The organism is Bradyrhizobium quebecense (assembly GCF_013373795.3).
Taxonomy (GTDB): domain Bacteria; phylum Pseudomonadota; class Alphaproteobacteria; order Rhizobiales; family Xanthobacteraceae; genus Bradyrhizobium; species Bradyrhizobium quebecense.
Window position 1 is genome coordinate 16,828 of the sequence record NZ_CP088024.1, and the last position, 25,330, is coordinate 42,157.

General features: G+C 56.7%; 20 protein-coding genes and 4 pseudogenes. 4 read left to right on the plus strand and 20 right to left on the minus strand.

The genetic code is table 11. The features are described 5' to 3' along the window. Positions 1 to 96 precede the first annotated feature (96 nt). The 4 genes from virD4 to HU230_RS42395 form a co-directional block, all read right to left on the minus strand. Positions 97 to 2,178, minus strand: coding sequence for a type IV secretion system ATPase VirD4 (virD4, locus tag HU230_RS42380; RefSeq protein WP_176535389.1), 2,082 nt, complete (start codon positions 2,176 to 2,178; stop codon positions 97 to 99). A 336-nt stretch (positions 2,179 to 2,514) separates the two neighbouring features. Then, complete coding sequence (locus tag HU230_RS42385; RefSeq protein ID WP_176535365.1) at positions 2,515 to 4,326, minus strand: effector protein; 1,812 nt, start codon at positions 4,324 to 4,326, stop codon at positions 2,515 to 2,517. Between the two features lie 146 nt (positions 4,327 to 4,472). Next, positions 4,473 to 6,032, minus strand: coding sequence for a VirE2 family protein (locus tag HU230_RS42390; protein WP_176535367.1), 1,560 nt, complete (start codon positions 6,030 to 6,032; stop codon positions 4,473 to 4,475). A 29-nt stretch (positions 6,033 to 6,061) separates the two neighbouring features. After that, entirely contained in the window at positions 6,062 to 6,283 is a 222-nt protein-coding gene (locus HU230_RS42395) for a hypothetical protein (RefSeq protein ID WP_176535369.1), read from the minus strand. A gap of 176 nt (positions 6,284 to 6,459) precedes the next feature. On the opposite strand from HU230_RS42395, the pseudogene HU230_RS42400 reads away from it, so the two are divergent. Beyond that, a pseudogene (locus HU230_RS42400) lies at positions 6,460 to 6,729 on the plus strand (transposase); the annotation flags it as partial. 75 nt (positions 6,730 to 6,804) lie between these two features. Here the strand turns inward: HU230_RS42400 and HU230_RS42405 are convergent. The 13 genes from HU230_RS42405 to HU230_RS42465 all read right to left on the minus strand — a co-directional run bounded on the left by HU230_RS42405 (position 6,805) and on the right by HU230_RS42465 (position 20,611). Next, positions 6,805 to 7,751 (minus strand): IS630 family transposase gene (locus HU230_RS42405; RefSeq protein ID WP_176535371.1). Its coding sequence is split into 2 segments (ribosomal slippage): positions 6,805 to 7,412 and positions 7,412 to 7,751, totalling 948 coding nucleotides; the frame shifts between segments, so codons are not numbered across the junction. Positions 7,752 to 8,169: 418 nt separating this feature from the next. Beyond that, a complete protein-coding gene (locus HU230_RS42410; protein WP_176533524.1) occupies positions 8,170 to 9,396 on the minus strand; it encodes an IS91 family transposase in 1,227 nt (408 codons plus the stop codon). 20 nt (positions 9,397 to 9,416) lie between these two features. Then, positions 9,417 to 10,277, minus strand: a complete 861-nt coding sequence (locus HU230_RS42415) for a tyrosine-type recombinase/integrase (protein ID WP_176534546.1) — start codon at positions 10,275 to 10,277, stop codon at positions 9,417 to 9,419. 62 nt (positions 10,278 to 10,339) lie between these two features. After that, positions 10,340 to 11,254, minus strand: coding sequence for an IS4/Tn5 family transposase DNA-binding protein (locus tag HU230_RS42420; protein WP_224944414.1), 915 nt, complete (start codon positions 11,252 to 11,254; stop codon positions 10,340 to 10,342). A 402-nt stretch (positions 11,255 to 11,656) separates the two neighbouring features. Continuing rightward, entirely contained in the window at positions 11,657 to 12,715 is a 1,059-nt protein-coding gene (gene virB11, locus HU230_RS42425; protein WP_176535373.1) for a P-type DNA transfer ATPase VirB11, read from the minus strand. Continuing rightward, the gene (locus HU230_RS42430; protein WP_176535375.1) at positions 12,712 to 13,905 is read right to left on the minus strand and encodes a TraB/TrbI/VirB10 family type IV secretion system protein; all 1,194 of its coding nucleotides are present in this window, start codon (positions 13,903 to 13,905) and stop codon (positions 12,712 to 12,714) included. Before HU230_RS42430 ends, virB11 begins: the two co-directional genes overlap by 4 nt. Before the next feature lie 155 nt (positions 13,906 to 14,060). Then, positions 14,061 to 14,798: a TrbG/VirB9 family P-type conjugative transfer protein gene (locus HU230_RS42435; protein ID WP_176535377.1), complete on the minus strand. Its 738-nt coding sequence runs from the start codon at positions 14,796 to 14,798 to the stop codon at positions 14,061 to 14,063. 30 nt (positions 14,799 to 14,828) lie between these two features. Beyond that, entirely contained in the window at positions 14,829 to 15,503 is a 675-nt protein-coding gene (locus HU230_RS42440) for a VirB8 family type IV secretion system protein (protein WP_176535379.1), read from the minus strand. 154 nt (positions 15,504 to 15,657) lie between these two features. Beyond that, positions 15,658 to 16,701, minus strand: coding sequence for a type IV secretion system protein (locus tag HU230_RS42445; RefSeq protein ID WP_176535381.1), 1,044 nt, complete (start codon positions 16,699 to 16,701; stop codon positions 15,658 to 15,660). Positions 16,702 to 16,705: 4 nt separating this feature from the next. Beyond that, positions 16,706 to 17,311 carry a type IV secretion system protein gene (locus HU230_RS42450; protein WP_210284697.1) on the minus strand — a complete coding sequence of 202 codons (606 nt, stop codon included), beginning with the start codon at positions 17,309 to 17,311 and terminating at the stop codon, positions 16,706 to 16,708. A 304-nt stretch (positions 17,312 to 17,615) separates the two neighbouring features. After that, positions 17,616 to 19,964, minus strand: a complete 2,349-nt coding sequence (locus tag HU230_RS42455; RefSeq protein WP_224944417.1) for a VirB4 family type IV secretion/conjugal transfer ATPase — start codon at positions 19,962 to 19,964, stop codon at positions 17,616 to 17,618. After that, complete coding sequence (locus tag HU230_RS42460; protein ID WP_224944420.1) at positions 19,957 to 20,235, minus strand: VirB3 family type IV secretion system protein; 279 nt, start codon at positions 20,233 to 20,235, stop codon at positions 19,957 to 19,959. Before HU230_RS42460 ends, HU230_RS42455 begins: the two co-directional genes overlap by 8 nt. A 64-nt stretch (positions 20,236 to 20,299) precedes the next feature. Beyond that, entirely contained in the window at positions 20,300 to 20,611 is a 312-nt protein-coding gene (locus tag HU230_RS42465; RefSeq protein ID WP_224944421.1) for a TrbC/VirB2 family protein, read from the minus strand. 680 nt (positions 20,612 to 21,291) lie between these two features. Between HU230_RS42465 and HU230_RS42470 the strand changes: the two are divergent. Next, positions 21,292 to 21,623: pseudogene (locus tag HU230_RS42470) on the plus strand (transposase); the annotation flags it as partial. Between the two features lie 32 nt (positions 21,624 to 21,655). Here HU230_RS42470 and HU230_RS42475 read toward each other — a convergent pair. Beyond that, positions 21,656 to 22,345: pseudogene (locus HU230_RS42475) on the minus strand (IS256 family transposase); the annotation flags it as partial. A 127-nt stretch (positions 22,346 to 22,472) separates the two neighbouring features. Between HU230_RS42475 and HU230_RS42480 the strand changes: the two are divergent. Continuing rightward, complete coding sequence (locus HU230_RS42480) at positions 22,473 to 23,228, plus strand: winged helix-turn-helix domain-containing protein (RefSeq protein WP_224944424.1); 756 nt, start codon at positions 22,473 to 22,475, stop codon at positions 23,226 to 23,228. 92 nt (positions 23,229 to 23,320) lie between these two features. Beyond that, positions 23,321 to 24,267 (plus strand): annotated as a pseudogene (locus HU230_RS42485) (IS3 family transposase); the annotation flags it as partial. A 365-nt stretch (positions 24,268 to 24,632) separates the two neighbouring features. On the opposite strand, the gene tnpB reads toward HU230_RS42485, so the two are convergent. Together tnpB and tnpA are read right to left on the minus strand one after the other, a co-directional pair. Beyond that, on the minus strand, positions 24,633 to 24,929 hold the full coding sequence (gene tnpB, locus HU230_RS42490) for an IS66 family insertion sequence element accessory protein TnpB (RefSeq protein WP_224944427.1): 297 nt from the start codon (positions 24,927 to 24,929) through the stop codon (positions 24,633 to 24,635). Beyond that, positions 24,926 to 25,321: an IS66-like element accessory protein TnpA gene (gene tnpA / locus HU230_RS42495; protein WP_224944429.1), complete on the minus strand. Its 396-nt coding sequence runs from the start codon at positions 25,319 to 25,321 to the stop codon at positions 24,926 to 24,928. The genes tnpB and tnpA overlap by 4 nt, the downstream gene beginning before the upstream one ends. Positions 25,322 to 25,330: the final 9 nt, after the last annotated feature.

Genomic DNA, 25,330 nt, shown 5'->3' on the forward strand with positions numbered 1-25,330 from the left:
AAACTCTAGTTCTGGCTGGTCCAAACTTCGGTCTCGCTACATCGCTGCAAAACCATCGAGACTCTAACTGCCGCTGGATGAAAGTTCAGTGGCAGGTCAGCAGGTCACGTCCGATTGGGAGGATGAGCGCTTCTGCAATGAGATAATCCGGTTGAGCAGCGCGCGCTGGCGCGCCACGGCCTCGCCTTCTTCCGGCTCCAGCACCGGTTCTGCCTGATAGGCTTTTGCGCGCTCGAACGTATGATCTTTGACCTCGCGCTCGCGCGGTTGCTTTGCTGCCGTCTCATCGGCCGGTCCAGTTTGCGCTTCCTCTAGCGGAGTTGACGTTTCGGCTTCATGTCGGACCCGATACTGATCCTGATCAGCACGATCGAGATATTTCTCGCCGTGACCGAGAGCAATGGGATCCGGTGGGAAAGTATCTGCTTCATTAGCGGCAAAATGCCCGCCGTTGCTTGTGCCGGCGATCTCTTCTCCCTTCTGCTGCCACTGCAATGGCGTAGCGGATGCGGCGACTTGCTGAGTAATCGGCTTTGGCTCCGGCAGTCGGCCGGTCTGGCTCTCGAAGATTCGCCTTAGTATACGGTCTGAGTAATATTTCACTTTGGACATTTGCAGCGGTGGCAGTCCCTTGATGAGGACGATCTCGGTGTTCTCATCGATCCGGCGGACCTGCTCAGGCCGCATTAGGTTGGCTCCCTGATCCGAGAGCTGGATGTTGGTGTCGAACATTCGGCTTAGCGTGAATGACTTCGATTTGGCGCGGAAAGTGTAGTCGCCAATCGCCTTGGAAATGTAAATGGGTGTCTCCTCGTCGGCCGTGGCCATGAAGACCTGAATCCCGGTGTTGCTGAGGAAAGTCTCCCTCCCCGACTGCTCGTACAGGCCGGTTAGAGCCGAGAGGCTCTGTACCACGAACATGAACCGGCCCTGGTAGCCCGCGATTGTGGTGACGGCCGTCTCCACTGACTCCAGCTTGCCGAGATGCTTGAACTCGTCGAGCAGAAACAAGACCTCAAATGTCTCATCGTTGGTCGGCATAGAGCGCTGCATGACCGCCACTACCTGCTGAAAGAAAAGGCGGACCAGTGGTGCGATCACCAAAAGGTCATTGGGGCTCACGCAAAGATAAATTGTGGTGGGGTCGCGGCGGAGATCGTAGATCGAGAAGTCGCATCGCGTCGTCGCCGCTTTGATTAGCGGGTCCGCCCAGAGGTTAAGGCCACCATCTCCAAGGACCGACGTGTAGGATGTGAGAATCTTGGTGTCATTTCCTGCCATGTTATCAAAGATGCGGCGCGCTTCTTGGTTCTGACACTCCTCCGCCAGCTGGGCAAAGAGCTTGTACTTTTCTCCGGGCAAGGTGAACAGGTCATAGACGGCGCCAATCGTAGGCGTGCCACGCTCGATGCAAGCGAGCACTCCGGCGGCGAACAGATCCCTCGCGCCATCGATGAAGCCTTCCGACCCTTTGCCTTTCGGCGTGACCAGGTTGTAAGCAAGGCGGCGCGCTTCGCTAAACTGCCGCTCCGACGGCATACAGACGATGTCAAGAACCGGATTGTAGCTATGGGTCCGGCCGCCCGGATCCATCGGGGCGAATTTAAAGATCTGGTCGCCCCGGGCTTTTCGCGCGCGCGACGTCAGCTCGAACAATTCGCCTTTAACGTCGAGTGCGAGAACCGAACCGTTGAACGTCAGCAGTGTAGGAATAACAATCCCCACACCCTTGCCGGCGCGGGTCGGCGCAACCACTAGGCTGTGCGGCTGCTCGCCATTGCTCAGATACTGGCCCGGCCAGCGCGGACCCACCGTCTTGCCAAAGATTGGTCCGGAAACCCTGTGATAGGGTAGGATATAGCGCGCTTTTTTCATCTCACCGAAGCGCGCCCAGCGGGCCGTGCCATGGTGCTGGGGTTTCAGCGCTATGGCGGCCAGCATGAGGGACGCGATGACAGCCGTGAAGCAGATAATCGTCAATCCGCGGTAGAAGACCTGCGTCACGTGGCCTCGGTAAAAGGGCGTTTCGTACCAAATTGCGAAGATATCGAAGCTCTGGATTGCTTGGAGAGTAACGCCATGCTGGAAATTAGCATAGGCGCTCGCCAGAAACACGCCGAGCGGCAGCGATAAAGCTACACCGAATAAAAGCCTTTCAAGTTTCTGGCTGGAACCCAATGATCGTCTGACCTCCTGAGTCAAAAAATACGCGTCGTTAGCTTCGGTCACAATAGCAATGCTGGCCGTGTCCGCTTCAAGTCACACGACGGGGCATTCGGTCTTTGCAGCGATCGACATCGCGAGGGGCACCGTCGCTCTTAGCTTCGCACTCATCACCGACAAGGAAAATCGAGCGCGGTCTATGGCAGTGTCCCGGCGCCCGCCCCCTCAGGAATGAAGACTTGGTTGGTCGCCGCAAAGGCCATCCGAGATCTTTCAACTGACATCCAGTCCGACGAGACGCTCGCCGTCTATCCGCACTTCTGCAAATGGTCCAGTCAGGACGGATCGACATCAGCATCTACCTATGCTCGCCACAGTTCTCGTGTCGAGGCCAGCTCTCTCCGCTGCTTCGTCACGACGCCTTGCGGCTTCCATCATAGCCATTCTCCTACCGTTCGGCGCCGCGCTGACGGCGCTACTACTGCGGTAGTTAGGAGGTTGCGCCTTGCTAAAATCATCTTTGAGCGGCTCGAATCGGCTTGCAACATCGGAGGTCGGTAAGACCTTTGGCGTCGTGTCCGCACCTGCTGGTTTGGTCGTTTCATGACCATGACTCGCTGCTTTCCACTGTGGCATACCCCACGGGTAATCGTTCGCGCCGCTGTTCAACGTGCTTTCGTGCTTAGGAAGTTGCGTTATGCTAAACTCATCTTTGATCGCGTCGTTTCTGTTTGCAGCATCGAAGGTGGGTAAGGCCTCTAAAACCGTGTCCGCGCCTGCTGGTTTGGCTGCTTCATCACCATGCCTCGCTGCTGCCAACACTGGCATACCCGACGGGTCATCGTGCTCCCTGAGCGTCCCACCGCTGTCCAACATGCTTTGATACTTAGGAGGTTGCGCCTTGCCGAAGTCGACTTGAAGCGCTTCGGATTTGCTCGCAGAACCGGAAGCAGATGGGATCTCGCGCGCCGCCGTTGCCTGTGAGTGCACCGCCAGCATGATTTTGTCGATGTTTCTGGTAGAAACGCTGTTCGAATGGTGATCGCCTTCCACGCGATTCCCTTCATTCGAAGGAGCGTCGAAATGAGAGGTATTTTCCCAAGCCGCCTTATGCTGCATTGCTTCTGCAGCCCTCATTTTCTGGGCATTTTGCTCATGCTCTTGGAGGCCCTTTAGGCGCGTCTTCAGTTTTATTCCCAACACTTTCGTTGTCACGACCTTGGCATCGCGGCCCACATATCTCGCTTCACGTTTGAACAACTTGCCAAGGGTATGTTTGGTATCGGTTAACTGATAGGTGCTTTCGTCGAACGTGGCCGACTCTTTGTTCCAAAGCCTTCGATGGGACGTAATGTTTCTGCCCAGCTCGTTTCCCTTCGGATCCAGTAGAGATGTATATAACTTGACGCCAAAGAGCGTTTTGGTTTCGGTTACCTCAGTTCTCCTGTCTGGCGATTTTCTCGAATATTTCGAGAAGCCGCGACTTTCGCGACCGATCAGTTCCAGCTTGCCGTCTTCGTCTCGCTCAAAAACCTCTTTTCTGGAGCCTTTGGTACGGGTGAGGATGCGATATTTCTTGTTATCGACCGCGTTTTCGTCAGGGGCGCTAATTCTCTCAGAAATCGCACTGAAGAAGCGACCATCCCGAAGCCTGTTCGTGTAGTAGCTGGTGCGAATCAGGTGACCTTTTTCGTCCCGTTCCCATTCTTCACGGAAACGGCCATTCTTGAGTTCGAGGCTGCAGGAGCGAAGTTCACCCTTCGGGCCAAACTCGTAGCGTGCCTTTTTGCGCCACCCCTCCCTTTCAAGCTGGCTGACGTAAACTGTGCCTGACTGCGGGTCCCGTTCTAGGACCTCCGTGGTCTTCCTGACCACACCCCTTTTACGCGTGCGCTTACCATTCTTATCGATTGCTAGCCTTTTGTTGCCGAGGAGCTTGTAGCCGATCTCACCGTGATAGCCCTCTTTCACTTTGTCAAAGAGTTCCATCTCGTTGGCATATGCGGTTTGTTTGCTTGGTCTCCTAAGCCCGCGATCTATTCTGCGAGCTTCGTCGTCCATTTTCCGCGCTCGAAGACGCTGCTCTGCTTCTCGCCTAGCGGAACGCGCGTTCTTATAGACAGGATCTCTCAGCTTGATTGGTTTTTTTTGGATGTCGACCATGAGTTGGTTCTTCTGCCCTCGATCGAAAGGGAGTCGTGGAATGTGTAGAACTCAGGCACGGCGTCTCGCGGATGGGCGTTGCCGGCCGTCCTTTGACAGCCGGCGTTCTCCACTGACACGCCGCTGCGTGCGCACAACTGTCCGGTTCAACAACTACGGGAAGTGTCGCGTAATCTCTCGTTCCGATCCTCGTATCTGCTGCTTGGCGGCCGCTGCGGCGCGCTCGTATTGCTGCTGCCCGACTCGCCCCCCTGAAGCGCCAGAAGCCTTTCCGTTACGCTAGTTGGAATATCCAGCGTTTTACCCTTATTCTTCTCTTGTTCAGCCCTCTGCAGAGTTTGAGCAAGTGACGTAAATGAGGGTTTCGTGTAACTTACGCCTCTAGCCTTTCCATCATCGGCGTAGAATATCTTTCCCGAATCGTACATGTCCGTGATGGATTTGCCTTTCGGCAGTTCAATTGAATGACCTTCAACAAGGGTCCCATCGACCTCCACGAGCACGCGATCATGCGAAGCATACTTATCAAGCATCTTATCCCAATTTGGTTTGAACGTGCCCCATTGCGGGTTGATACCATGCTCTTTGCACACCTCCTGAAAGTATTCTGGAAAGCGCTTTGGGTCTCCAAGAAAATCCGGTGTGACGAACGTATTGCCCTCCGGCATTCTCATTATGATCCGATGGTCCATTGCCTCAATGGAAGGTGGTCCCTGGACGGCTTGTGCCGCTGCGTCGTTGGGTAGTAGTTCGACAACTTCTTTTATCGGGAAGTATGCCGTATCGATCTTCACGTAGGCCGTATGGGTATCCTGGTTATACCCGCGGGTTTCGCCGACATAGTCGCGTAAGCGGTGGGTGGCTTGATTGGGCCCAAGCGTCCGCTCGATGAAGTCGATGGTTTGATAGCCGTGAAATTTTGACTTCAGCCATATGTCGCCGTCAAGATCCGCCTCTAATTCCCAAGCCGTACAGCCACTATACTGATCGTCCGGGAGGCGCGAAAACCCCTTCATGACACCGTTCTTCATTCGAAGCATGATGTCCGGAGCCTGCTCGCCGCTAGTATGTGGATTTTTATGGGCGACCGCTCGGCGTCTGTTCCCGGCTGGAGTCTTATAGAGCTGCGCTTCGCCATCGAGTTTAAAAAATGGAACGATTTCGGGTTTCCCGTCCTTCAGGACTATCTTTCCGTCCTTATCTCGCCGTTTTGTTTCGCCAGCTTGGAAAAGGTCATTATCACGTTCTGCGGTCAGCCCAAGTGCTACCGTGATTTTCCTGAACTCCGAATTTTTGTATTCAGTTGTCGTTTTGTGGCCGTCGGGAACCTTAATAGCATTCCAAAGTCCATTCTTAGTATAGTAGTTGCCTTCGTACTTGATGTAGATGAGCTCTTCGTCCATCTGCTTGGCGGTTTTGTTGCCGAGCTTGGCGAGAGCCTGAAAATCCGCACCAGTAAAAAACGTATGAACGTTTTTCCTCTTAGAGCGGTCTTCGGAATCTTCCGAATTCAACGGCACTGTTTTGATGCCGTTGGCTGCCAGTTTGGTGTCTTCAACCGCAATCAAAAGGTCGTCGTTCGAGGGAAGTCTGGCGGCGCTGGTGCGTCGAGCTGCACTGAGTCGAAGCGCTTCCAATCGTTTGGCGGAATCATCGGGATGATTGACGACATTGACGACCTCGGACATGTTTTCGTCATCAGCCACGTAAGCGATCCTTCAATAAACTGGGATGGTCAGCTGCAATTGTTTTTCGTTTGCTTTTCATCTCGAGCCGTTACAGCTCTTAGCAACGCGATAAGCCGACGTTCACGAGAATCCAAAAATAGATTCGGATCGTCCATCGGTGCATAGTCGTCCACATCAATATCCAGAAGCGCGATCAGTTCACGTGCTAGCCTGTTGTCACTCTGACTGAGCCCGGAGGAGTGAGGTGACGTAAGCTTTTCGAGCGGCAACTTGACCTCCGTTCAATATCGAACGCACCGGTTGGCGCGTCTCCTTTAATAGAGATCTGAAACTCTGGAGCGTCAACGTCGAATCGTGTTGCACTTGTAATGTGGTTAGATCGGACATGCTTGCTCTCTCGGTGCCGGCGCCGTAGAACGCGCCTGCCGCACTGTTTCGAGGCTACGGCGGCTACGCCGGAGAAGCGCTTGAACACGCACTCCGGAAAATCGACGGGCCCACGATTGAAATTGTCAAACGCCTGGATGACGCAAAAGGCTTCGTTATTGTTGCCCGACGCTGGGTCGTCGAACGCACCTTGGCATGGCTCAACCGCTGCCGACGTCTCGCCAAGGATTGGGAGGCCTCCGTCACCTCGGCTGAAGCATGGCTCCTTGTCGCATCAACCCGACGGCTGCTGCGCCGCATCGCCAGATCGGCCAACGTTAAGTCATGAATTTTGAGTCAGCTCTTAAGCCGCTTCAACTGAACCGCCCCGGGTTTGCCGGGGGCCATTTAGAGCGTTTTCCGATCACGTTGCGTCGTAACCAGCCGCGACGAGATAATTTTGACATTCCTCGGGTGAGAAGCGTTTGAGAGCGTTGGCGATTGCTTGCCAGAGATCGGGCATGGTGCGGGCTGCGGCGGCCCGCAACAGCGCTTTCAGTTTGGAGAAGGCCATTTCAATCGGGTTGAAGTCTGGACTGTAGGGCGGAAGATAGAGCAGGCTAGCTCCGACCGCCTGGATGGCCTCTCGAACGCCATGGACCTTGTGGGCGGGCAAGTTGTCCATGATAACGGTATCGCCCGGCCGCAGCGATGGGGCGAGCAATTGCTCGACGTAGGCCAGGAAAGCGTCGCCATCCATTGGACCGTCCAGAACAAGCGGCGCGATCAGACCGTCGGAGCGCAATCCAGCGGTGAACGTCGTCGTCTTCCAATGTCCGTGTGGGATAGCTGCACGACATCGCTCGCCGCGTGGCGAGCGCCCGTAACGCCGCGCCATTTTGGTGTTGGCGCTGGTTTCGTCGATGAAGACGAGACGCTCAGGGTCAAGGTCGATTTGCCCTTCGAACCACTCCTCACGTGCGGCATTTATATCGCCGCGCCGTTGCTCGGCGGCGTGCGCTGTCTTTTTTTAAGTGTGATCTTTCTGCGCTGGAAAAAACGCCCGAGCGACGCGATGCCAGTCGATATTCCACGACGTTTCAACAGTTCTCGCAACTCGGCAAGCGTGATATCCGGCCTCGCTGTCACCGCCTCCAGAATCAATTGCGAATGCGCTTCGATGCGCTGCGATTTGCGGTCACCGCCCTGGCGTTTAGGAACGATGTCGCCAACTTTCTTGAGGCGAGCGCGCCAGCGGATCGCACTGGCCGCGCTGACACCAAAGCGCTCAGCAGCCTGTCGACAGGACATGCCACCGTCAATCGCGGCTACCACCCTTTGGCGAAGATCAACCGAAAGCGCCCTGGCCATACATGCTGGCCTCCCTCGCCAGCATGTAGCTTGAATCTGACTCGCGCCGTTTTGGGAATCTGGAGGGTTCTGTGAGGTCGCGCTCACGCGAGGGCGCGGCAGGCGCTTATGACGCGACCTCATTGAAGCCGGATTGAACGAAGGCGCGGGAGGCTATTCGCGGTTTTGCAGCTATGGGGATTGTTCGAGATCGCCATGCCCGATCTGCTGGCTCGGCGCGTGAGGCAGAGACACAGGAGTGCGCATCCTGGAAGAGTTGAGATCAGACGCGCTTCGCCTGAGATCGCGATAGGCCTTTTGCTGCATCGGACGGTTGTTGTCGCGCAGTGTGACAGCACGGATTCGACATCGTCCGCGATGATCGAGACGCTGGGAGCGAAATGACGAATGATGATCGTCGTGCACGACATGACTTGGCTCACGATGTGTCGCATCGGAACGGTGATGTTCGAGGGCTGGGGCGTCTGAAGCTATGTCGAAAGCGCTCAATGATGCGCATGACGCCACCACAATCGGGACAGGCAGGAACCTCGGCCCAGGTTTGAGCCTCCGAATCCACAGGCGACGGCTGGCCATCGTTTGGGGCTGTTCGCTCATGATCGAGAAGTTCGCGGCAAAGGGCGAGCTTGGCAGCGCGATGGCGGTTGGCCATGAAGCCGAAGTGGCGGATGCGGTGGAAGCCGTCAGGCAGCGTATGAAGCAGGAAACGGCGAATGAACTCATCGGGCTTGAGATTCATGATCTTTGTCGCGCTGTTTTGGCGATAGTCCTTCCATGAGAAGGCGACATGATCGTCGTCGAGTGCGACGAGCCGGCTGTTGGCGATCGCGACGCGATGGGTGTAGCGGCCGAGATAGGCCAGGACCTGTGCGGGTCCGCCGAAGGGCCGCTTGGCGTAAACAACCCAGTTGATGCGTCGCATGGCGTCGAGGTGGGCCGCAAAGGCAGCCGGCTCGGCCAGAGCTCCGAGATCGCCGAAGAAACGCAAGGCACCGGAGTTGAAGGCTGCCGACAGACGTTTGAGAAAAAGTGTGCGAAATAGTCTGGACAACGGTTTGACGGCCAGGAAGAAGTTCGGTCGGCAAGCGGTCCAGCGCGCGCCATCGGGCGAGAGGCCGCCACCCGGAACGACGCAATGGACGTGGGGATGATGCATCAGCGTCTGTCCCCAGGTGTGGAGGACGGCGACGCCGCCGATCGCACCGCCGAGCCGGCGTGGATTGGCGGCGAGCGTCGTCATCGCCTCGGCGGCAGCCTTGAACAGGATGGCATAGACGACGGCCTTGTTCTGGAAAGCGATCGCGGCGATCGGTGCGGGAAGTGTAAAGACGACGTGGAAATAGGGAACCGGAAGCAGGTCGGCTTGACGCGCGGCGAGCCACGCGGCTCGGGCTCTCCCCTGACACTTCGGACAGTGCCGATTGCGGCAGGAATTATAGGCAACGCGTGTCGTGCCGCAGTCGTCGCAAGCCTGCATGTGGCCGCCGAGCGCCTCGGTCCGGCACGCAACGATCGCGCTCATCACGCGCCGCTCGACCCGCCCCAGATGACCGGCATGTACACGGCGATAGGCGTCGCCATGCCGGCACAGAATATCGGCAATCTCGATGGCGGGCCTGTTGGAGCGGATGTCGGAGCGGGTCATGACCCGCATCCCGCTGCGGGTCATCCAGGTGGCGTCACCTCCAGCGACAGGCGATCGAGCGGGCTCTGCGTCGCTCGGATCGTATCGGTGGCGACCTGCGTGTAGCGCGCTGTCGACGACAAATTATTGTGCCCGAGCAAGACCTGGATGATCCGGATATCGGTTCCGTTCTCGAGAAGATGTGTCGCGAAGCTGTGGCGCAGCGTGTGCAGCGTGACGCGCTTGGTCAGGCCCGCAGCCTTCACCGCCGACCGGCAGGCGGCATGCAGCACGGTCTGATCGATCGGATGATCTTCGTCACGACCAGGGAACAGATAAAGCCGCGGCCGGGCGAGCCGCCAGTAGGTGCGCAGGATGCCCAGCAGCTGGGGCGACAGCATCACGTTGCGATCCTTCGCGCCCTTGCCGTGGCGCACCTGGATGACGCCGCGGGCGCTGTCGATGTCTTCGATCCGCAGTCCCGCAACCTCCGAGGCCCTGAGCCCGGCCGCATAGGCGGTGGTGAGCGCGGCGCGGCTCTTCAGGCTCGATACCGCTTCAAGAAACTGAACCACTTCGTCGGCGCTGAGAACGACCGGCAGCTTGCGCGGTTCTCGCGCATAGGGAATGCGCTCTGGGATGAGCGCCTCGCCGAGCGTGACGCCGTAGAAAAACCGTAGCGCACAGACGATCTGGTTCAGCGCCGGCCATGAGATGCCGGTCGAGACCAAATGCACCTGGAAGGCGCGGACGTCTTCCAGCTCTAACCGGTCAGGCGATCGGCCAAAATAGCGGCTGAACTTCGAAACCGCGCTGATGTAGGATCTTTGCGTCGCCGGCGACAGATTGCGGACGGTCATGTCTTCGATCAGGCGGCGGCGAAGAGGGCTCAAATCGGCCATCTCGATACTCCTGTCTGAGGGGGTGGGCTCCAACACCCACATCCTCTCAGCCAGGAGGCGATCTATGCCACCTTGCCCCCTACGCCGCGGCAGCGGCTTAGTTCAATCCCCACCCGATTCTTTCCGGTCGGAAAATGCTCTAGTTTAAGTTCTGCCGCCATGTCGGGTTGTTCCGTACGCATCCGGCGGGCGTGTCCGCCATCCCCTGCAAGTCGATCAACACAGGCGCGAACAATAAAGTGAGCGCCCAGCTCCTGCGTGAGACAATATAACTCGTAGATATCGCTCTCACGATCTGCGATGTGGATGCAGCGATGTGGGTCGCCAAGCCGCTCGATCGATTGCCGAAGGTTCTCAAGCCAGCGAATGCTTTCCTTCTTCTCGATCGGAAGGCGGGTCAAATTGACCTTCTGCTTAAGTTGCGCGATGCCTTTGAACTTCTTTCGCGTCCAGAATTTCACGGCCGACAATCCCAGCGGCAGTCCTTCGGACGTCACTGCGAGGCTCGTATGCATCAACATTCCGCAAACGGTGTGCTGACGCCAACGGCCGTCTCTTTTCCGCTCACCACAATTGACATTCTTGGTAATGCCGATCGCGTGCGGGTTTGCGCGTTGATAGGATAAATCCGTCGTGTCCTGGATGAGAAGGACCGGGCCCTTGCTGTCATCGTAACGTGCGCGCGTAGCCGCGAAGTGGCCGCTCAGAATATCGCTTTCCTCAACGCGCTCGTTCGCGAAGAAGCGGTAAGCTGCTTTCGTGCTCGCCCAATCCTGACAAGCAAACGGAATGCTCTCGCCCATGCTGTCGCCGATCTGCCTCAGCAGTTCGCCAAATCGTCGGCCTAGGCGGGCGTCTTTGAAGGCGTCTTCGTCAATCTCGTGTTTTGTCCAGTGCTCGACCTCGTGCGAGTCGCCGCCATCAGGGCGCCCATTCCGGGAAGCCAAACCATTCAATCTGACGCTGCTCGGACGCATGATGCACCTCGTCGACGCGATTCAGGTGCCCAGCAATGAATCATAACCGATTCATCCGATTCAAGTTTTTAAGATTGGAAACACCCCAAATGATTCAATAGCTTGTGGGTAATTGAAAGGCTGACCGGATGCGTACGAAACGAGAAGGGCAGAATCGTATCATCGGTCATGGCGGGCGTGGCGTTCGCGGTTGAGGTGACGGGGTTAGCTTCGCAACCGAATCCTACGCCGCATCAGCGCCTTACACCACGCTCGCCAGCCTCTCAGGCGCACTTTTGCGAATAAGACGGGCTAAAGACCTAAGCTGCTTTCGTTCGAAATCGTCATATGATCACGGAGATCCAACTTGCCGCCGCCTAGCTTTTCCAGGGGAGTTACCTTAAGCCGCTTCAACTCATCGTGCTAATTTGGAGCGATCTCCGCTTGTGTCAGATGCCCTTCCGTGCGCGTTTTGTATACTTTTTCTGATCGGGCGAACGGCAAGTAGATTTGCAACACGCCGCGCCTGCCACGGCGGCGTCCCACATGGACAATGAGGTCAATCGTCTTTTTCGCGTAGTTGACAATCGAACTATGGGACATCCGCATACCAGATCGCATGACCATGAAGGCCAGTCGGTCGAAAGCAAGTTCAGGACTGTCGGCGTGGATAGTTGTTATCGCGCCTGGGTGTCCTGTATTGATCGCCTCAAGAAAATCATAAGCCTCGGCACCGCGAATTTCGCCCAGAACGATGCGGTCAGGGCGCATCCGCAGACAGCTTTCCAAGAGCTTTGACGGACTCCGAGCGGAGTTTGCCGTGCGATCGGCAATTAAGCCAACTTGGTTCTTGTGCAGTGGAGAAAGCTCCGGTGCATCCTCGATGGTAATGATTCGCTCGTTGGAGTGCGACATCGCGAGCAAAGCGCGTGCCACCGTCGTCTTCCCTGACGATGTGCCCCCCGAAACTAAAACGTTAAATTTCTCCTCAATTGCCAGTCGGAATAGACCCTGCAGGTTACCGGTTTGAGCCATATCGGCCGCTGTCCGATGGCGCTCCTGGCGGACGGCATCCACGGAGATCTGCTCGCCTTCGACGAATTGGATATGGGAAACGTCCAAAGTCTGCGGCCGGTATTTGCGGATCGACAGGGACACGCCGTGCTCAACTGCAGGCTCGACAACCACTTGGACGCGCTGCGGGTTGCCCCAAACATTAACCCGGCCTGATACGATCGGATGAAGCACCCCAAGAGTGTTGCGGGCCTCTCCCGCCAGCTGCACTCCGAGCCGCTTGATGGCGTTGGCTCCTAACGCCACATTGATCTGGTGCATGTGTATCGATCCGGCCTCTTCGACGAAGATGGAATTGTCGGGGTTGATCACCACCTCATTGATACTCTCGTTCGTGAGATATTCTTTCAGGGGGCTGAAATACTGCTCTATATAAGAGACGTCTGGGCTGCACCGGAAGTCATTCATCGAACAACAAGATCCCGATTCACGAAAACGCGAACTTCCTCACCTTGCGGGACACGAAGGAGTGGAGGAAGGGAGAGATATTCGTTAACGATAGGTCTGGCCTGACCACCGATGGTCGCTGCAACATCGGACACGGCCTGGCCTGTCGCGTTCGAGCTGTCTGGCCAGGCACCTCCGCTATAGTAAGGCGAACGATTTACATTCGACGACCTGTTGCTGCCGACGAGAGAGGGAATGGTCGATGACACTGCCGTGACCACGCCGAATAGGAGTCCCGCACCTATCTTCGCGCCATAGCGGTTATCTACATTCCCTTCGGTACCAGCTCGACCGAGGAGGTCCGCACCTGCGGAGCCGAGCTCGATCGATTTGGCGTCCGGAGTGATGGCCCGATTCCAAGCGATTAGCACTCGTCTTTGCTCCATTTGCACTTTATCGCCGACAGTGCCAATCAGGCTTGTCCCTGCGGGCAGCAGAACACGCGAGCCGTCAACCGCGAATACGGGCTCGAGGACCTGAGCTCGGACATTTCCGGGCAATTCTGAATGGATAGCCGTTTCAAGTACCGCGGAGATGATGGTCCCCTGCACGATGGTATGCGATGGATCAGCGAGAACTCGTGACACCGAGGTCTTTACCTCCGAACCGGATCCGTCTCGCGGCCCTGATTCGTCAACGACTATGCCGTTGGATTGCCTCTGTTTGGCGCTTATTTCATCCAGCTCGCGCCGCCTCTCAGCCTCGCGCTGAGCGGAATTGCGCTCTTCTTCCAATCCTAGTGCCGCAGCACGAAGACGTGCATTCTCGGCTTCCGCCCTTTCACGATCCTCCTTAAGTTTCAGCGATAGTTCTTTGTTATAACCGTCCAGCAGTTTCTGGACATCGGCGAGTGAAACGTTTGAGCCATCGTGGAGCCGGGCGTTTCCGCCTACTTCATTCTTGATGTCATGGACCTGCTTATCCATCGTGCTGTCGGATTCGGCAGCCGTTTGCTTAACTGGAGGAGCCTTGGGAACTGAAAAGTCAAGCTGCTGATGAGTTCTTGGCACGTCCTCGACCTTTAAATCGACTTGTGAAGCCTTTTGGCTGTCATCGCCACTCAGACCAATGACCTTCAAGACTTGCGTGGAGCTCATAGCAATGAACGCCGGGACGGCACTGGCTAGAAGTATGGTGGCGAAAACTGCCATCCAACTACTTCCGCGCTTAGAATTGCTGATTTGCCTAGCGCGGCGTTTGTCCAGCAGCCTCTTCCGCTCAGAGTCCACAGGCGCCTCTGCTTCAGCCTGTGCGGCATTGCGATCACCCCTATGGTCAGCATCTCTCGGACCCATCAAACCGTCCCTCATTGGGGCGCCATGCGCACCGCGCTCGCCTTGGCGACGCACACCGTATCATCGCCGATTCTCATCACCCAAAACTCGCTGATCCCGTCGACGACGATACGGTCGCCGTCAGTGCGCGAATTAACCAGCTTTTCCTCGCGATCCTGACCGATCATAAATACTGCCGGCCGCGGCGCACCTCTGGGCACAATAAAAGTCGTCTGCAACGTATTGTCTGTCACGGCAATCGGCCGGAACCGCGCATCACCCGAGACCGCGTATCCATAATTTATAGGAAGACCTCTGCCCGCACCTTCATGTGGCGCCTTACTCTCATCGGGATAGATGAAAGTTGTACGGAACGCTTGACGCGCTCCCGCCTGCATACCCGCCTTTATTTCGCCGACCGTTCGCAGCTCGAAAGTGTAAATGCGTCGATCAGTGTAGACCGTCATGTTGGTTAGAGCTTGATCAATGATAGGCTTTACGCTCATCACATTGCCGACCTTCAGCTTGACCACTTCCCAGGATGCACTGTCGCCAACGAGAATAGATTCGATTGTCTCGCCCTGTGCGAACTGGATAGCCGTGATGGACTTCAAGTAGAGATCGAGCTTGTAGACGTTGTTCTCATCGTAAACATAGCGCTTGATACGCCAATCTGACGCGGCCGCTTTGGGGGATTGCTCCGCCTTCACCGCACTCAAGAAAGCCACGAGGACAATCAAAGAAAAGGAAAGAACCCTAACCATCACCATCGCACTTATCTCGTTTGGCCAACTGACTGTCTAGTCGGCAGTTTCCGCATCAATTCGGTACGAAGAGACGACGAAGCCCAGCGGATTCTTCCACACTGCCTCCAAAGCAACATCTATTTGCGGCCTGAACTGATATCCGATAGTCACCACGAAACTGCGCTGGACGGCCTCGTGTCCCTTTTGCTCCCGGTACTTCACGATGCGGACCCGGGCCAAATCCACTGTGTTGCGCTGGTCTGAAGGCATGAGGGAAATAGACTTAACTACGACCCTCACTCGCACGTCATCACCATAAACTATAGGTGGATATTGCGCCGAACCCGAACGCCAAGTTTCCGCTAGGGTTTGCTGCGCGTTGCCGGACGAGCGTGTCATCACGTCAGGTATCCGGGTTTTGTTGTCTGCAGTATCGTATGTTTCTCGGTCAACTACGTAGGAAACGAGTTCCGCCTGAAGCACGGCCTCCTGTTGCTGAAGCGTAGCAGGCTGGACTTGGACGAGTTTTTCAGCTTCGCCGGTTGTTTTGTCCACCAGAACCACATACGGCTTGGTCTCTTTGATGGGCAGCACGGCGATGAGACCTCCCAACGCCAGCAGACTCGCGGCGATCGAACCGACCGCAACTTTCGCCCAATTATTCCGTTGCACGCAAAGACTAAAAAAAATCTCGTCTTCGAATGAATGCTGGGTTGACTGTTTAGACATGCGGTTCCCTGATCAGTCGTCACTCCCGGTTGTGATGATGGAGAAGATTGCTTCGCAAGACAACACGGGCCTGGTCCCACCTAAATCCAACGATTTCTGACAATTTGGCATCAGCTCGTGTATCGCCAATCAATGGGGATAATTGTTCGGCCATTCAGCGATCCTCACGTTCATTCCAACGCCGTTGCCGAATAGAAGCGCTTCGACGCATCGCGTTGATCGCCTGCGACGCATCGCTGGCTGGCGATGCCCGAGCGGGCGCGGCAGCCTCGGTGGCAGCGCCTTGCAATCGTTGAGTGTTGGCGTAAAGCCTCATCGTCGCACCTTTGGCCATGGAAGCTGCGGCAACGGCTGCACCAGCACCCACAGCGGCAACCGATGCACTGGCTAGGGTGCTTGCCATAGTCGGAATCTGGAACAGGAGAATGGTTGCTGCCATTATGATAAAGAGGAACACAAATGGATCACTGGACGCCGCGCGCGTCTCCAGCGCGATGTGTAGCACAATAGCCATTAGCCCTGTCGTTAGCAGTGGAATGACTGAATAACCAACCGTAAAGCGCGTCCAGCTCTCGAAATACTGTTTCGTTTGTGGCATCATCAGCATAGCGATTGCCAGCGGCGCTAGACTGATAGCCACCGCGAGCCCTAGTTTTCCCACTACCACAGTAATAGCGCACGCGGCGTAAAAAAAACTGACAACGACCAATGTAAACGCACCAAAAAACACGCCCCGAACTGCCTTCCCGACTTTGGCGATCGAGAGGTGCGAAAAGAAGTCATCGGCAATCTGCAGCGCGGCATGTGCCGTCGCGTCCATTGCCGAATACGTGTCGACTATATTTGCTGGGTTAAAACCGCGAGCAGCGTTCGTCTTGAGCGTTGCTACGACCCCACGCACCATAAGCGCGCCATAGTCGCTCGGCACTTCCGTGATGATCACGTAAATGCCCTTGAAATTTGCCCACATGGTCGCGAACGAATATATGAGCACATATCTCAACCCCCATTGCAGGTATGTAGAGTAGTTTACGCTTGTAAATTGCACTAGATGGTTCAACGCAATAAACAGAAGCCCGACCAGGGCTATAGCACCAAGTAGCGCTCTGATCGGATCAGCGACTGCTTGAAACACCGTTTGCACATAATCGACAAGCGTTGTGTCGATGCTATGCGCGATATTCGAGATGAGACCCATGCGATCACTTGTCTATGTCGTTTGGCAGAACGCGCACACTGTCTGGCTCGGCACTATCCGAGCCCAACACCATAAAATACGATCCTGCCATCGATGCGATCGCCGATTGGGTCCGCAGCGTTTCGTTAAGCTGCTGCGCGACTTCGATCATTACGCGCGTGTTAATATCGACGCTGGTTTTTAGTTCCGCGCTGTTTTCAAGCGCGGTGATATAGCCATTGATCCTTCCCATGCTTGCATTGGCCCGCTTGTAAGAGTCTTCCGCGGTATACGCGGTAACTGCCGCTTGGGCCGACAAATACGCGATCTTGCCCAGTTTTTTGTCGTGACGCAGCGCAAATGCATCATCCAAACGGTAGCGCTCGCGAAATCCGAAAATCGATTCCCGAATGTCGCCGGGCCCAACCAATGCTCCCGTCAAAGCAGCGCTGGCCATTTCCGCCGGCGCTGAGCCTCCCTTCCGGGCCGCGATATCCGCCGCCTCATTGTTCACCGGGAACGGCTTTGGACCTGATATAGCGGCAACAGCTTTGGCACTCGAGGCAAAGAGTTGCATCGCCCCGTCAGTTAGTGACCGGACACTTCCAGTTATCTGCGCCAGCAGCTCCACGACTCGCTTGCCGAAAGTTTCCTGCGAGCTATCCGAAGCCGTGCCAGATACTCCGACCGCCGGGAGCGGGATGTGAGTAACCCGGCTCTCGTCAGCGTAACTCCCACAAGGCGCGAGACAAATCGCCCCAAGCATCAGGCAAGTAAACACGAGAGATCGATTCACTACTTTCATGCGGCGGCTCGGTTGGTTTGAGGATGAAGTCGCTCCCAAGCGCATACACAATCGTTCTTTCGTATCTCCGGAATCGATTGGCACCCAGTAAGGGAGGCAAGCACAAGCGCGAGAACTATCATGGACGCCTTCATTGCAGCATTTTCATCTGAAAGTCTGGTGTGTCGCGCCAGGTCGACGGCGCTTTATTGCCGCGCCCTCCACCCAAGACATCGATTCCCTTCCCGAGCGCGCCAAGTGCGAAATCGAGAACCACGCTGTCATCCCCGGATTTGAACAGTACGAGATGGTTGCCCACATTACTCATCTGGAGGAATACGCCTTCGGGCGCCGTCAGGTTGAGCGGCGCAAGTTCCGCTTCGGTATTGGAAGTACTTGGATACATCAGCCGTGTGACTGCGCTCTCCAGAATCGCATTCCCAGCCGCGCTGTTGGCGATATGCGACACACGCTGGGTCATGAGAACGACTGCAACGTTCTTCTTGCGCATTGTTAGCATCCAGTCCTTCAGACGCCTTTCAAAATATGGATCGTCAAGCAACTTCCAGGCCTCATCAACCACGAGTAAGGTTGGCGCTTCATCTTCAACGAGCCGTTCCACCCGCCTGAACACGTAGCTCAACCAAGCCGTGCGAATGGCCTTGTTATCAAACAGTTCGGTGAGATCGAAAGCGGTGACCCGGCTGTCGAAATAGAGGGGATCACGGCCCTTGCCGCCAAACAGCCATCCGAACTGCCCAGTGCGGTCCCACTGGCCGAGCCTCTGATAAAGATCTCCATTATCATCCGTCGCCCGCAGCTGACTGCGAAATTGTTCGAAGTTCTGTAGGCGGCGATCAGCCGCCGCATTTGCCTGAACGGCGTCGTTAAGTGCCTGACACTGCTCCGGACTAAGCCGTCCGCCCTCATTCTCAGCTAATGCCCTAAGCCAGTCGGAAAGCCAAGCCGAGCCGCGGTCATCTGCCTCCGCCCGCATCGGGTTGAAGCCAAGCTCTTGCCCCATCCGTACGGTGGAATAGCTTCCGCCCATCGCGCGAACAGCCATTTCGAAACCGCCATCCTTATCGAATATCACAATGCGTGCGCCAAGCCGATGGGCCTGGCTGAGCAAAAAGGCAGTACCGAGGGTTTTGCCCGATCCCGTTTGGCCAAGCACAAGTGTATGGCCAGCGGTGCGCTCACCTAATTTTCCGAGCAAATGAAAATTAAAGCGAAACGCCTCGCCGCGCGCTGTCGGAAAAACTGTCACGTAGTCGCCCCAGGGACATTGCTCCGCCGCATTGCCTTTCGGCGAGCCGTGCAAGGCGCAACATTCTGCGAAGTTCTGAGAGGAGATCATTGCCGCACGTGCGCGGTAGCTGAAATTCCCTGGATGCTGAGCGAAGTATATGGCGCGGGCGGAGAACTTTTCGCGGACGATCGAGGCGCCAGCGTCCTGCATAGCGCGAGTCACATAGGATACTGCCTCCTCAAGTCGAGGTCGCGTTTCGCAGAATACCGCGATGCTGCAGTGATGATTGCCAAAGACGACGCGGCCTGAGGCGACGTCGTCCTCAGCCTGCTCAAGTTGGGCCATCAGAGAAATGGCCGCGTCCTCTGCAGCCTTCATTTGCTTCCGCACGCGAGCAACTCTACCTTGGGCGGAGATATTGTCGATGGGCGCGAAGCTCTGCGAGACTATCATGTCATATGGCAAATTAAGACCATCGAGTATCCCAGGATAGGTCGCAGCGGGATAATCTTTGAGGGATATAATCGTGCCGTAGCGCTTGAGATCTGGATTTGGGTTGTCGCATTCGAAGACATTCCCGTGGAAGGTGACTATCGAATTAGCCAAAAGGTCAGCTACGGGCACGAACCGTTTCCCAGCCGAGAGACGCCCACTTGACCCGTCTATCAGCGTGCGTAACAAACTGAGCCATTCACCGCCCGAAGCGGTCAACCGGCGAGGCCTTGCCTCACTTAGGCTGACCATACATGTATTGATCAACTGATCCAGCCGGACGGCACGCGCGGCGACCTCTTCCCTACTGCAGAAGTCGCTACTGCCAAAACGGCCGATGAGCTTAGCCACTCTCTTCGGTGGCCGAATTACGATGGTGACGATCGACACTCGGTCACGCAACCCAACAGACTGAAGATAAGTTTGCCAGCGCCTGTCAATCTCCTCATTAAACCAATTCCCTTCAACGGCGCGCATTGTGGGGCGGGTTTCCACCGAGATGCGATGAACATAGTATCCAACGTCTTCGCGCTGTTGCGCAATAAATCGCGATAAAGCGGCACTCAGCTCAATTGTTTTCCGGCTGTCGAGAGCGTCGGCATTTACCCCTTCGACAGCGAAGGTCGCCATTACATCGCCGTCACGCAGCATTAGAGTGACATCGTCAATGATACTGAGATACGGCAATCCACCGACGAGTTGCTCGCCTTCGCGACCAGAATGTCGCAAAGCATGACTTTGGAATAGCTTATACACGATAGACAAGCCGGCCGCCCTTCAACAGGGCAGAGCTCATAGGTGTACTTTGCACAGTCGCGATGATGACACCAATGAGTTTTGGATCGTAAGCAGCTAGAGCACGTAGGAGTCCGTAGCCACCAGTTCCCATTATTGCCAGATAGCAGAATGACTTCGTGAGGACGAAGCCAAGCATAACGACCCATATGAGGAACACTAGATGCATGACAGGCAATCCCGCAAAAGAGACCTCTCGAGTTAATCCAAGAAAGACTGTCGTGCGCTCCATAGTCTTCTCCTTTGAAGAGGCTGCGGCGATCCGCGCTTTCTGTGGCGCGCGCGGCCCGACAAGATTAGTGTGCCGCCAAGGAGCCGACAAAGCTGGCTCCGCCAAAGACGATTGCAATACCCATCATGACGGAGACGGCAAACGTCCAGTTCATCCGGCCAGTCATAAACGAGAAGCCCACCGCCATGACGGCCAGAGCTGAAACTGCGACCCCGAAGGGGCCGGTGATAGTCTTCACAATTGTATTGAGGAACGTTGTCACCCCGTTGAAGTTCTGAGCAGCACATGGAGCGGTAAAAGCGGCGGTCAATAAAGTGAAAAGACCGACGAATGAAAGCAGCTTGTTGAACGCAATGTGGGAAAAACACGTCTTCACTGAGTGCCTCGGGATTGTGTTGCGGGTCTTTGTACGACCAACGTACGAGCCATAAGCGTTATGGCGCTCCGTGGGGCAAACGCTCAAGCTCGGGTAGCCCTTGGTGATAGGATAATCAGCAAGGCATGCACCTGAGCATTGACCACCTTGCGAGTCTGAGAACGATCGGCAACCTGAAGCGTCAGCACGGTGCCAGGAAGGCGTAATCGCTCGTCCCGCGACTCTGCGATGCTCAGAATTGGCGCATCCCATTGGATGATGGGGTAAAGAGACGGACAACATAGCTAAATTTCGGCCCGCTCTGCGCCCACGTAGACTCAGCGAAAACCGCCCCACTAGACGGACAATCAGCCAGTACATTTGTTGGTGACCGAAGGGCCGTACAGTAATTGGAAGCATTTCGTTGGGCCCTGGGCCACGGTTGGGTCGTGCTCGCCGACCTTATCCTACTCATTACAATTGGCGCGCCTGAAGAACACCCCTCGAGATCAGCAGTTTCACTGCTAATGCCTAGCCATCAATAGCCGATCGCTCGGATGGATGTCTAAGACAAAACCGTTGCATTGGTAGCAATGCAGCAAAGAGTGAGATTGCAGGGATTGGAGGCTTGAGCGCCGTAAAGCTTGCACATTCATTTTGTGAATTCCTCTCCGTTGTGACGGGGGGGGGGGGGGAGGGCGATGCGCGAAGCACAAACGACGGGATCGAACGATCTGTTCCGGGCAAGACCGGACCAGATCATCAGCATGAAGCACGAGCCGGTTCTGCTTGCCGATAAGATGGATTGGGACTGGATCGACGGGGAGATCGCCCCGCTCTACAGCAAGAACACCAGGCCGAGGATCGACACCCGCTTTATGATCGGTCTGTTGTTGCTCAAGCACATTTAGGGGCTATCCGATGTGGGGTCTGCGAGCGCTGCGTCCACGATCCGTACTTCCAGTTCTTCACCGGCGAAGAGGTTTTCCCGCACGAGCGCTCGGACCTGCGCCATTGGCGCAAGCGGCTCGGGACAGGCTGTCAGGTCAGGTCTCCACGTTTACAGTCCAGGATATTGACGGTCTTGTGCACCCAGCATCGCTGGTGGCGCGTGCCGGGAAAGACCTCGAGCGCCTTTCAGAAGCCGAGCGCGCTGGCGCCGACGGCAATTTCCGGGACGATCTGCAATCCGCGCTGCTTGACGTTGATCAAGAGCTCGCGCCAGCTCTGCGCGCTCTCCCGCACGCCGACCTGGAAGCCGATCAGTTCCTTCTTGCCTTCCGGTGTCGCGCCGATCGGCACCAGCATGCACTCGCCGTGGTCTTCCATGCGGGGCTGCAGGAAGACACCATCGGCCCACACGTACACGTATCGGCGCGCCGACAGATCGCACCTCTGCCAGCGTTCGTACTCGCCTTGCCACGCGGCCGTCGGCCGGGACACCACCACAGGCGAGAGGTTGGGCGCGTCCTCGCCCAGCAAGGCCGTCAGCGCCTCCTGGAAATCGCCGGTCGAGATGCCTCGCAGGTACAGAATCTGCGACAGCGGATCCAGGCTTCTGGTCCGCCGTGCACACAGCGGCAGGATCGCCGAGCTGAACCGGATCCGCTCGCCATCACTCGATGCCCCGCGGTCGCGAATCTTCGCCCGCGCAACTTCGACCGGGCCGATGCCCGTCTGGATCGTTCGTGCCGGGCCGTAAGCCTGCCGCACCACACGGGCGCGTCCGTCGGTAGGCTTCAAATCCTTCATCGTGGCAAGAAGCGACCGAGAATCCGACTAACAAACCGGCCCCCGTGGTCTCACGGATAGGGGCCACTTCACCCGGGCGCCCCTCGCCCGGCTCTTAGGCCACGAATGTTGGAAAGCAACTTGCAAGCAGATGAAGAACAACGTCGGTTGCACAGAACGGAAATACATGCAGCGCTCCTACAAGATCGGATGCATCATTATCGTCGACAACGATCTCACTCTTATTAACACCATGGAGGAATATTTGAGGAGTAACAACTTGCGTATGGCCTTGGCCGTCACGCACGTAGAAGCGCTAACCCTCTACAACAACGCCGAGGTAATCATTCTCAATGTGGACCTTGCCCGCCACAACGGATTCCAGCTCCTGCGTGATCTCCGTGATCGAAGAGATGTTCCCATTATTGTCGTTAGGAGCCGAAGGTATGAGCAGGATGCTGTGACCTGGCTTGACTCTGGTGCTGATGAGTATCTAACCACGCCCCTGTCGATGGCTCGGCTTTTGGCTCACATCAACGCTCTGAGCAGGCGCCGCTTTAGCACCCTTGGAATACGAGGCAAGGCGCAGGAAGGACGATGGTGTTTCGGAGGGTGGGAGCTGCGCCTCAAATCTCGAAAGCTCTACGATCCTTCGGGCTCGAAGGTACCTTTAAGTGCGGCGGAATACTCGCTCCTAGTCACCTTTGTTGAAGCAGCGGAACGGCCGTTGTCGCGAGAGTACCTACAACGTGCCACCCGTGTGCACGGCGAAATACGAGATCGCAGTATAGACGTTCAGATCCTCCGTTTGCGTCGCAAGCTAGAAGGAGATGCGCGCGCTCCCCGGCTGATAAAAACTGTGCGTGGCGTCGGTTACATGTTCAGCATGCAGACTGTCCACGCTTGACGTCAGAGCTGGCTCCGCACATTCGGACAGTAGCTTGAGTGGATTTTCTGCCTGAGAGCGGCGAGGATTCTTGCCGCGAAACAGGAGCGACGATGACGAAGAGGAGTCGCCGGACGCATTCTCCGGCATTCAAGGCAAAGGTGGCTTTGGCGGCCGTGAAGGGGGAGAAGACGTTGGCCGATCTGGCGCAACTGTTTGATGTCCATCCGAACCAGATCACGACCTGGAAGTCCCAACTCCTGGAAGGCGCCGCCGGAGTGTTTGGGCAGGACAACGGACCGGCCGAGGCGCCGGTCGATTTGAAGCGTTACATGCCAAGATCGGCGAGCTTGCGTTGGAGAACGATTTTTTGTCCGGCGCGCTCACCAAGGCGGGCCTGCTGGCGCAAAGCGATGATCGACCGCGACCATGATCTGTCTGTCGTGCGCCAGGCGAAGGTCCTGAACCTTGCCCGCAGCACGGTTTACTATGAACCTCGGCCGGTTTCGGCCGAGGACTTGTCTTGATGCGCCGGCTCGATGAGCTGCACCTCGATTATCCCTTCGCAGGGGGGCGCATGCTGCGATCGCTGTTGCAGCGTGAGGGCATGCAGGTTGGCCGCCGCCACGTCGCGACGCTGATGAAGCGCATGGGGATCGAGGCGATCTATCGCCGTCCGAACACGAGCAAGCCCGCACCGGGCCACAAGATCTACCCGTACCTATTGCGCGGATTGAAGATCGAGCGGCCGAACCAGGTCTGGGCAATGGACATCAGCTACATTCCGATGCGACGTGGATTCGTCTACCTCGCGGCGACCGTCGATGTGTTCAGCCGACGGGTATTGGTCCATCGCGTATCTATCACGATGGAGACGATATTCTGCGTCGAAGCGCTCCAGGAGGCGTTGGCGAAGCACGGCAGGCCCGAGATTTTCAACACGGATCAGGGTAGCCAGTTCACCAGCCTCGACTTCACCGGCGTGCTGCTGGACGCGAACATCGCCATCAGCATGGACGGCAAGGGTGCCTGGCGCGACAACGTATTCGTCGAGCGACTGTCAGGCGTGATCTTGATACTCATGGTCACCTCCCGGCATCTGAGCGGTCTGGACGCCCGCCGCTTCCAGCAACAGATCGGCGAGCGCCTGGACCAGACCTTTGGGATTGGCGCTCAGCGGGTTCTGGGGAATCCGGTGACCCAGATCCAGACCCAGCTGCATCGGCTCGCGATATTGGCTTTTTCTCCGCACGTCCCTTCTCCCTCTTCACCGAAGGACGGGATCGTGCGCTCGACGCCTGATTCGTTCCGAGAAGCTTCAGAACAACGACAAGTTCGTTGAGCCCCTCAATACTGACCTGCGGCGGTCCAAGCGCCATGCCGGAGCAATAGCTTTTGTCGAACATCCAGTTGGGTACCTCACGACTAAACCCACGGCATTCCTCCGTGTAGATGCACTTCAAATCCTTGCCGCGTCGGAACGGTGCGACTTGAAGCGTTCGTCCAAAAAGATGCCACGGATATGCAATTGTCGCGCTTCGAAGACTGTATGCAGAATGTCGGGCGTTGGCCCGCGCGACCGCGGAACACGAAGACGTCGCCCGCAAACGGATCGCGGCCAAGGCCCTCCTGCACCAGCAACGCCAAACCATTCATGCCTTTCCTTATGTCGGTGTGGCCGCTGGCAATCCAGATCCGCACACCTGCCGCGACCGGGATCATCGCCGCTCCAAAATGGCAAGCACCCGCGCAAGCGCGGCCCCATCGACGCCGGCGTCAACGATGACCCGACGGTCCTTCCCGATCTCGATTACCATGCGGCCACTGGCCGGCGTAGCAGGAGGTGACGGCGTCGAATCCGCCACGACCATCGCTGGCACAAAACCGGATCGATGACCCGCAGCGCCTTCCGGCTCCGTGCACAAAGATCGTCGCCAATTCAGCAAAAGCGAGCGCGAGATGCCGTAACGCCGCGCCGTCGACGAAATCGCCCGCGGGCTCTGCATGCTCTCCAGAACAATCTTGAGCTTCTCGTCATCCGTCCAGCGTCGACGTCGGCCGGTTTCAACAATTCCGAGCCGCTCAACCTGAGTACTGTACTTATCGCTGTCCATAAGGACTGT